This is a genomic window from Rhizobium sp. BK176, assembly GCF_024808055.1.
The window spans coordinates 272,936-282,920 of the sequence record NZ_JANUBV010000009.1; the positions used below are offsets into that span (position 1 = coordinate 272,936).

Here is a 9,985-nt window from a genome sequence, read left to right on the forward strand (position 1 = left end):
GCTGCGCTGCCGTAGTCAAGGCCCCTTTGGCGGCACGACAAGGCGGATTAATCAGGCTACGATACGACAGCCACCGCAAAATTTCGGACCGCTAAATTTGGCTAGATAGTCTTGAAGCGCTGCCGCCCATTCGGTCTGTGGCGCTTTGTTGCGCCAGTAGCGCTATTTCGACACGGTTTCGCAGGCCAAGCTTGGCGAGCAGTCGCGAGACGTGAAACTTGACGGTCTTTATCTGGACGCCGGTGGCTTCGGCGATCTGACGGTTCGTCTGGCCCCTGCCGATCAACGCGAAGACGGTGGCCTCCTTTGCGGAGAGTTTTGCGACAAGACTGTCTGTTTTCCGGCCTGCCGAGACATTGCGGATCACGTCGTAAAGCCGCATGCCGATGTTCGATGAGAGATAAGAGTTGCCGGCGGCAACCGTTTGGACCGCCGATATCAGATCCGGAGCCATCGAACCCTTGAGCAGGTAGCCCGTGGCGCCGGCTTCCAGCGCTTCCAGAACATCGTCGTCTTCCTCGGACACCGTCAGCATGACGATCTTCACCTCCGGCCATTTTTGCCGGATCTCGCGCGCCGCGGCGATCCCGCTGCCGGGCATGGAGATGTCGAGAAGGATCACATCGGGCTGACACTGTTCCGTCAGTGCGATTGCCTCGTCCTTGGTTGCGCCTTCGCCCACCACCTTGATTTTTCCGGATGCCGAAAATGCCTGGATGACGCCCATTCGAAACAGCGAATGATCGTCAGCGACAATAACCGAAATAGCCGATTGCATGCCCAATTCAGTGCTCCATGTCGATCGTCATCTCCAGCCGCGTACCCTTGGGGGTGCGATTGGCAAAAGTGAGTGCTCCGCCGAGGCTCTCGACACGCTGCCGCAAGCCGTGAATGCCCATGCCGCCGATATGCCGGGCGGTGGATTGTTCGCCCGGCTTCAGGCCGTCATCACACACTGCCAGCATCAGCTTCCCATCGACAAGTGCGCATTCCACCTTCTGGCCATTGGCGCCGGCGTGCCGATGAGCATTGTTGAGGCCCTCCTGCAGGAAGCGATAGATGCAGGTCTTGATCGCAACCGGCAGCTCTGGATTGGCCCGGCAAGGCTCGAACAGAACCCTGCTTCCCGTGCGGGCCTCGTGGTTGCGGATGACCCTCGCGACGATCTGGTCGAGGCCGAGGCGCTCGATATCCGGCAACAACAGGGAGCGTGCGATCGTCCGAATTTCCGCCAGCGCCTCCGATAGCGTCGAAGACACCATGTGCAGCGCGTCGTCACGCTCGCCGCGGTTCTTGGCAACCCGAACGGGCTCGAGCTGCAGTAGGGCGTAGCTGAGGAGCTGGCCCGGGCCATCGTGCAGATCCGCCCCGATCCCGCGTGCGAAATTCTCGTTCATGGTCGCCAAACGCACGGAAGCCTCGCGATCCCGCTTTCGCAATTCCTGCACCTCGTCGCGCGCGCGTTCAGCCTCCTCGGCGCGGCGATTGAGGAGCTTCCGCTGCCGTTCGATTGTCATGCTCGCCCGATGTACGATGCCGAACAGCCCAAGCATAACGAGCGCGGATGTGGCTGCAACTATGCCCCAGCTCTGGAATTGCAGCTGCAAAAGGTGGTCGCCAACCACGGCGGCGTCCTCATGAATTTCGGCAACCGCAAAGACCGCGCCCGTATCCTTGTCGTGAATGGGGCTGTAGATCTCCAGATAGGACGTCGTGAAGTTTCGCTGGGTATGTTCATCCGCTTCCAAGTCGGCGTGTTGCGCCGCGACCTCGCCCGCAAGCGCACGCTTCATGCCCTCTGGAGCATTGAAGCGTCTGCCGACAAGCTCCTTCGAAAGCGAGTAGGCAACCGTGCCATCCGGCAGCCAGACCTCTAGATACGGAAAACGCTGCCGGACCTCAGGCGCGGCAAACAGTCGATCGAGTTCGGCCACCGCGGTGCTCGACAACTGGGTCGTGACCTCAAGTTCCTGCGCGATCGGCTGTATCATCCGCTGAACCAGCAGAGCGGTCGACGCCGCACGGCTGTTGGTTGCGTTGCTGACGAGGATCCCGGCTATTAGATGTCCCGCGATCGTTGCTGTAATCAGAATAAGAAGGCCGCTTGCCAACAGGAAACGAACAGAGAGTGTCTGCCGCGCAATCCAGTCCTGTGTCGGCAATCGAATGCGCGTCGCGGCAGAGGAGACGCCAACAGCCCTGGAAACTCGCGACGTCGCACTATCCGTCTTTCCTTCCGCGGGGATCCTTTCAAGCACCCGTTGCCTCCTCCAGAGCGCACATCTCACCTAGGTAGGTGACCATACTCGCAATATCCGGCCGGATTTCCAGCAGAAAATCAAAACACGATGAAAGTCGATCCGGAACTGGTCAGAGGTCTAGGTAAAGTCTGGGCTCTGACGGATCCAATGTAAAACCAAAGCACGATTTTTCGATCGGACGTTAATCGAATACTTCGTCGGACTTTCTGTCGTTCAAGTAACGTCCGGTATTTGTCATTCTTGACTATGGTCAAATGACGAGTTCATCGAAGCTCGGCTTTCGACAAATGGGAACCGCAGAACCAGCCAGCTGCCGTCAGGCAGGTGGAATGGCGAAGCTTTGAAAAGCCGCGACGATCGCGCACCGTGGAGGATAGAATGGTCCAGCTCAACAAACATGACCTCGAGTTCATTCTGAAGCAGATCAAGTTGGCTGAAGCGCACGCGGCAGGAACGCCGCTGACGGAACTGGTTTCCAGCCAACTCATCCCCTACGGACTGCGCACCGTGGATGGCAGCTATAACAATCTCGCGCCGGGCCAGGAGCATTTCGGATCCTCCGACCAAATCATGCAGCGGCTGCTCGACGCGCAGTTCAACACTGCCGAAGCAGGCACCAGCTATACCCAAACCTCTGGGAACGTCTACGACTCGCAGCCACGCGTGGTCTCGAACCTGATTGTTGACCAATCGATCGGCAATCCAGCCACCATCCTCTCGGCACTCACCAATCTCGGTCACAGCGATCCCTATGCCTTCCTGGGCCAGACGGCGAATGCCAACGCCTATCTTGCAGCCGTCGACGCGTACGAGGCCCATGCAGCGGCTGAAAAATCGGTCGCTGCGGCCAAGGGCGCCCTCGCGGCGCTTTACTACAGTCCGCTGCCACCGACACCGGAAGCCGTCGCTTCAGCGCAAGCAGTCATCGTCGCGGCAGAAGAGCAGGCGGATGGGGCGCTGGCAGTCAAGAACCTTGCCTACAGCACGATGGAACAGCTGCTCGGTGTGACGATGGAGGGTGACTGTGTTCTCATCCCCAACGTATCTGCCGACCTCGGTGATACCGCGCCGTTCAATGGATTCTTCACGCTCTTCGGCCAATTCTTCGATCACGGCCTCGATCTCGTCAGCAAAGGTGGCAGTGGAACGGTCTATATTCCGCTGCATCCGGACGATCCGCTCTACGTGCCGGGAAGCCCGACCAATTTCATGGTGCTCACCCGCGCGCAAAACCAACCGGGGCCTGATGGCGTCGTCGGCACCGCGGACGACATTCGCGAACACACGAATGAAACCACCCCGTGGATCGACCTCAATCAGGTCTATACGTCGAACCCATCCCATCAGGTGTTCCTGCGCGAATATGTTCTGATTGACGGCCAACCGATGGCAACTGGGCACATGCTCGAGGGCCTCAACGGGGGACCGCCAACCTGGGCCGACGTAAAGGCACAGGCCCGCGATGTGCTGGGGATCGTTCTGACCGACCAGGACGTGCTCCGCGTTCCTGCGATCGCGACCGACTTTTATGGTGAGTTCATTCGCGGCATCACTGGGTTTCCGCAACTGATAACACTTACCGGTGCAGTCGAAGGCAATCTTGACGGCACCGTCGCCGCATCGCAGGCGCTCTCGGCCGGCCGCGCATTCCTCAACGATATCGCTCACACAGCAGCGCCTGTCTCTGTGGACGACGACGGCGATCCCTCAACGCCGCCGGTCCTGATGCCCGACGGCGATACCGATGTGGGCAACGCCGTGCCTGTCGACAATCGCGGCAACAATCTTGCCTACGACAACGAACTCCTCGACGCGCACTACATCGTCGGTGACGGGCGTGGTAACGAAAACATCGGCCTGACCTCCGTTCACCATCTCTTCCACCACGAGCACAACCGACAGATCGACGCGATCAAGCAGGAGCTGATCTCGGGGCCTGATGCCGATGTCGCCTTCCTCAACGAATGGCTTCTGGAAGACGTAGCCGCACTCCCGACGAGCCAGGCCGAGATCGACGCCCTTGTCTGGGATGGCGAGCGGCTTTTCCAGGCCGGTCGCTTCTCGACCGAAATGGTCTACCAGCATCTCGTCTTTGAGGAATTCGCCCGCGCGGTGTCGCCGAACATCGACCCATTCGTTTTTTCCAACAGCGTGGACATCGACCCCGCGATCGCGGCCGAGTTTGCGCATGTCGTTTATCGCTTCGGCCACTCGATGCTGACCGAAGATGTATCCCGCCTCAATTTGCTGCTCGGGGGGGACGGCGAAGTGACAGGGCAGGAACAGGCAGACGTCAAACTGATGGACGCCTTCCTCAATCCTGTGATGTTCGCCGCGAGCGGCGTCGACGCGGAGGCGGCCGCTGGGGCCATCCTTCGCGGCATGAGCCGGCAGGTCGGCAATGAGATAGACGAGCACGTCACCGATGCTCTGCGCAACAATCTCGTCGGCCTGCCGCTCGACCTTGCGGCACTCAACATGACACGCGCCCGCGAGACCGGCGTGCCATCCCTGAACGCTGCGCGTCGCGATTTCTATGCGCAGACCCAGGACAGCATGCTGAAGCCCTACGAGAGCTGGTTCGAGTTTGCGCTGTCGCTGAAGAATCCCGCGTCTCTGATCAACTTCATTGCGGCTTACGGGACGCATTCGACGATCACCCTGGCGACGACGCTTGAAGAAAAGCGTGCCGCCGCAACCGCGCTCGTCCTAGGTGGCACGGGCGCGCCCCAGGATCGTCTGGACTTCCTCAATGGTACGGGTGGGTGGACATCTCAAGCAAATGGTGTGACGACGACCGGCCTCGATACCGTCGACTTCTGGATCGGTGGGCTTGCCGAAAAGAAGATGCCGTTCGGCGGCATGCTCGGCTCGACCTTCAACTTCGTTTTCGAAGCCCAAATGGAAAAGCTTCAGAACGGCGACCGCTTCTATTACCTGAGCCGTACTCAGGGCCTCAATCTCCTCAACGAGTTGGAAGCGGATTCCTTTGCACAGCTCGTCATACGCAACACCGACACCGAGGACCACAATGCTCATCTCAACGGTGCGGCCTTCCAGACGGCCGACTATATCCTCGAGATCGATCAGGCAAAACAGTTCAACGCCGGTTTGGATGCGGCGGATCCGATCGGCACCAATCCCATCCTCCAGGCGATCAATCCGCTCGTCATTCGCCAGGATCTCAATGGCGACGGGACTGTGGATTATCTCCGTTTCACAGGTGGAGAACATGTCGTGCTCGGCGGCAGTTCCCGCAATGACACGCTCATCGGTGGCGAGGGTGACGATACGCTGTGGGGTGGTGCTGGCGACGACCGGCTGGAAGGCGGCTTCGGCGTCGATCATCTGCACGGCGGCGATGGTGACGATATCATCACGGACAGCGGCACGGACGTTGGCGCTGCCGACGTCATTCATGGCGATGCCGGCGAGGACGTCATCAACGGCGGCAACGGCCTGGACCTGATCTTCGGTGGCGATGACAGCGACTTCATCTACGGAGGCAGCGAAAGCAAGACGATCAGCGGCGGCGAAGGCAACGACTTCATCCGCGGTCCAAGCGGCCCGAGCTTCATTGCCGGCAACGAAGGGGATGATTGGCTCGAAGGTGGCGACGGCTTCGACACACTTGCCGGCGAGAACTCGGAGCTGTTCTTCAACTCGACGATCATTGGGCACGACGTTCTGAACGGTCGCGGCAACGACAACGACTACGACGCCGAATCCGGCGACGACATCATGTTCCAGGGCCCCGGCATCCAGCGTAACAATGGCATGGCCGGCTTCGACTGGGCGATCCACAAGGGTGACACCCAACCTGCCAATTCGGACATGAATATCTCGATCTTCGTCAACCAGCAGAACAACATCTTGCGGGATCGCTTCGATCTCGTGGAGGGCCTTTCGGGCTGGACCGGAAACGACGTGCTGCGTGGCCGCGATGTTGTGATCGGCGCATTTGATGCGAACGGAAATGCCACGCAAGTCGATCCCGATGCCCCACTGGACTCCTATTCGAACGCGCTGCTTGCCAAGAACCTGCACCTCATCGACGGGCTGGAGGATCTCACGGCGCATCTTCAGCGCACCGAGGTGACGGTCGCCGGCAAGACCGAAACGATCGTCATGGATACATCCGATGCCTCGGACATCATCCTTGGCGGTGCCGGCAGTGACGTTATCGAGGGAATGGGTGGCAACGACATCATCGACGGCGACAAGTGGCTGAACGTTCGTATTCTTGTGACCCCAGACGCATCTCGCGGACAGAATTGGTCAGCGTTCAGCATCGATACGCTATCCGACATCCAGGCGAGAATGTATTCGGGCGAGATCAAGCCCGGCCAATTGCAGATCGTGCGTGAAATTTTGAATGGCGGTAGTGCCGACGATGTCGATACAGCGATGTATTGGGACAGCTTCGAGAACTACACCATAACCGGCAATGCCGATGGCAGCCTCACGGTCGCCCATACGACGGTCGGTCCGGCGGTCGTCGACCAAACCACTGGCCGAGCTCGCGAAGCGGATGGCACTGATCGATTGTTCAACATCGAGAAGCTTCAGTTCGCCGACAGGATCGTCGATACGGATATTTTCTTCAACTCACCCGCGACAGGCGCGCCCGTCATCTCAGATCAGACCCCCTTGGAAGGCCAGACTCTAACGGTGAACGTGGCATCGATTGCAGATGCAAACGGGCTGGGCACCTTCAGCTACCAATGGCAGTCCTCTGTCAACGGAACAACGTGGACGAACATTGCCGGTGCGACCAACGCGTCGTTTACCCCTCAGGACCTGCCGTTGACGCTTTTCGGCGCTCAGGCAGGGCTTCAACTCCGCGTCGTCGTCAATTTCGCGGACGGATTTGGCAATGCGGAGCAGGTTATTTCGGCTGCCACCGCTCCTGTTGGCGTCAACTGGAGCAGCCTCGTTGGCCTGGCGCCGTTCAACGGCACGGATGGCGACGATGTCGCGAATGGCGCACTGCTCGGTGAGACGCTGAACGGAAATGGCGGCAACGATATCCTGAACGGCGGCGGTGGCGGGGACACCATTACCGGCGGTGCAGGCAATGATACGATCAACGGTGGCGCCGGCAGTGACACGGCCGTCTTCAGCGGACCTATCACAAACTACAGCTTTGCTGCGACGCTCGCCGGCCAGACTGTGACACTCACCATTACCGATACGAACGGGGCGGAAGGAGTCGATGCGCTGACGGCCGTCGAAACGCTCCGTTTCGCAGGCGTCAACTATGCGATCGTGACCGGCAGCAATCTCGCCAACGCCAATCTCAATGGTGCGGCGGGAGCCAACGGATCACAGGCGATCCTCGGGTTCGATGGCGTCGATACGATCAATGGCGGTGCCGGGAACGACATCATCCTGGCCGGTGCCGGCAACGATACGATCACGCAGACCGGCAGTACCGGAGGTCGGGACTTCATCGACGGTGAAGCGGGCATCGACACCTACCAGCTCAATGGTGCCGTAGGCGACGAGGCCTTTGTCATCTATACCCGCACTGCCGCGGAGGCGGCCCTGAGCGGCATCGCGTTCCATCAGGCAACCGAAATCGTCGTCACCCGCAATGGCGTGGTGATTGCCGAACTCGATAATATCGAGGAAATCACCGTCAATACGCTTGCTGTCTCGCAAAATGACGGCAACGGAGTCCCCAACGGCGGTACGAGTAACGGCGACACGATCACGGTGGTCGGCGATTTCACCGAAACCAGCTTGAATTTCAGCACGATTACCATCGACGGAACGACCGGCAACGACACCATCGACATTTCAGCACTGCAGTCTGCGCACCGGATCGTGTTCAGGTCGAACGGCGGCAGCGACACAATTGTTGGGACGCTGCGGCCGCAGGATGTGATCGTGTTGGCGCCGGGCGCGGTCCTCGCCGATTACGCCGCGACTGACGCAGATGGCATGACCACGCTTTCGAACGGCACGCATACGGTCAGCTTTGCGAGCTCGGGCGCACCGAGCTTCCGGGAATGGGCCAATGACGACGAAGACGATCACGACGATGGGCAGAATGGGGGTGACGACGATGATGATGACAACGGTGATGGCAATGATTGCGGTGACGATGATGGCCAGGGCGGCGGCGATGACGATGGCTCCGATGACGGCGGCACGGATCCGCTTCCTGTTGCGGCACGGACGTTGATCGGGACTGTTGCTGGGGATGTTCTGATTGGCGCGGCTGGTGCCGATACGATCCTTGCCGGTGGTGGTGGGGATATCGTTGCCGGTGATGCGGGCAATGACATCCTGCGCGGCGAGGACGGCGACGACGTGGTGACGGCCGGTGACGGCAATGACAGCGTCACCGGCGGGGCCGGCGACGACGAGCTGCATGGCGGGGCCGGCGACGACATGCTGTTCGGCAATGCCGGCAAGGACATGATCCATGGCGAAGCGGGCTTCGACTTCATCGAGGGCGGTGCCGGCGAGGATCAGGTCTGGGCTGGTGACGGCGACGACACGGTGATCGCCTCTGCCGGTGACGGCGACGACCAGTACTGGGGCGGCTACGGCAACGACACGCTGGACTATGCGGTGGCGACGGCGAACCTGACGGTCGACCTTGGCAACGGCTTCATGCAGCGCGGCCAGGTGTCGGGCGGCAGCACCGGGACGGATGTGGTCTACGGCTTCGAGAACGTCATCACCGGTTCCGGCCACGACACGATCACGGCAACGGCTGCGGTCAACGTCATGGACGGCGGGCTCGGCAACGACACCTTCCGCTTCCTGTCGGCAGGGGCTGCCGACGGCGACGTGATCCACGGCTTCCAGCCCGGCGACAAGATCGACTTTGCGGCGATCGACGCCAACAGCGGGATGGATGGGGTGCAGCACTTCTCGCTGGCCTCTGGTGGTGCGCTGACGGCGGCCGGCCAGGTGGTGGTGACGCACGAGGTGCTGAACGGCGACGAGTTCACGGTGATCCACGGCAATGTCGACAGCAACACCGATGCCGACTTCGTGCTGATGCTGAAGGGCAACTACAACCTGACGGCCAGCGACTTCAACGGCGTCTCCTGAGGGGACGAGCGCGCCTCCCCGACCGGGGCAATCCCGGTCGGGGACTTTCTGTTCAATGCGCCGGTCCGGGCGACGGGTTGATGCCCTGATGGTCCGCGGCGCTGATGTGGGGGGCATGCGATGACGAAGAAGAAGAGCGAGCCGCAATACAGGATCCCCGGATTGCGCGGCATCCTTGCCTATCTGTTCGGGCTGTCGGGGATCATCAACATCCTGGCGCTGACGGGCGCCTTCTACATGCTGCAGATCTACGACCGGGCGCTGACCAGCGGCTCGATCTCGACGCTGGTGGCGCTGTCGATCCTGGCGATCAGCCTCTATCTGTTCCAGGGGATGTTCGACATCATCCGCTCGCAGATCCTGATCAGGCTCGGCGCCCGGCTGGATGCCGAGCTTGCGCCGATCGCCCACAAGGTGGTGATCGAGATGCCGCGCTACGGCTATTCGACCTCGGAGGCGATGGAGCGTGGCCGCGACGTCGACACGCTGCGCGGCTTCCTGTCGAGCCAGGGCCCGGTGGCGCTGTTCGACCTGCCGTGGATGCCGGTCTATCTGGTGTTCGTCTGGCTGCTGCACCCGATGCTCGGGCTTTTGACGGTCGGCGGTGCCGTGGTGCTGACGGTGCTGACGGTTGTTGCCGAGGTGCTGACGCG

The 9,985-nt window shown here is 60.7% G+C and carries 3 protein-coding genes and 1 pseudogene; 2 read left to right on the plus strand and 2 right to left on the minus strand.

Features of this window, described 5'->3' with window-relative positions; all coding sequences use genetic code 11:
- Positions 1–91: 91 nt before the first annotated feature.
- Together FHT76_RS25310 and FHT76_RS25315 are read right to left on the minus strand one after the other, a co-directional pair.
- The gene (locus FHT76_RS25310) at positions 92–778 is read right to left on the minus strand and encodes a response regulator transcription factor (RefSeq protein ID WP_246712851.1); all 687 of its coding nucleotides are present in this window, start codon (positions 776–778) and stop codon (positions 92–94) included.
- 7 nt (positions 779–785) lie between these two features.
- Positions 786–2,258: a sensor histidine kinase gene (locus FHT76_RS25315; RefSeq protein WP_183865073.1), complete on the minus strand. Its 1,473-nt coding sequence runs from the start codon at positions 2,256–2,258 to the stop codon at positions 786–788.
- A 381-nt stretch (positions 2,259–2,639) separates the two neighbouring features.
- Between FHT76_RS25315 and FHT76_RS25320 the strand changes: the two genes are divergently transcribed.
- Together FHT76_RS25320 and FHT76_RS25325 are read left to right on the plus strand one after the other, a co-directional pair.
- The gene (locus FHT76_RS25320; protein WP_259185942.1) at positions 2,640–9,332 is read left to right on the plus strand and encodes a peroxidase family protein; all 6,693 of its coding nucleotides are present in this window, start codon (positions 2,640–2,642) and stop codon (positions 9,330–9,332) included.
- A 120-nt stretch (positions 9,333–9,452) separates the two neighbouring features.
- A pseudogene (locus FHT76_RS25325) lies at positions 9,453–9,985 on the plus strand (type I secretion system permease/ATPase); the annotation flags it as partial.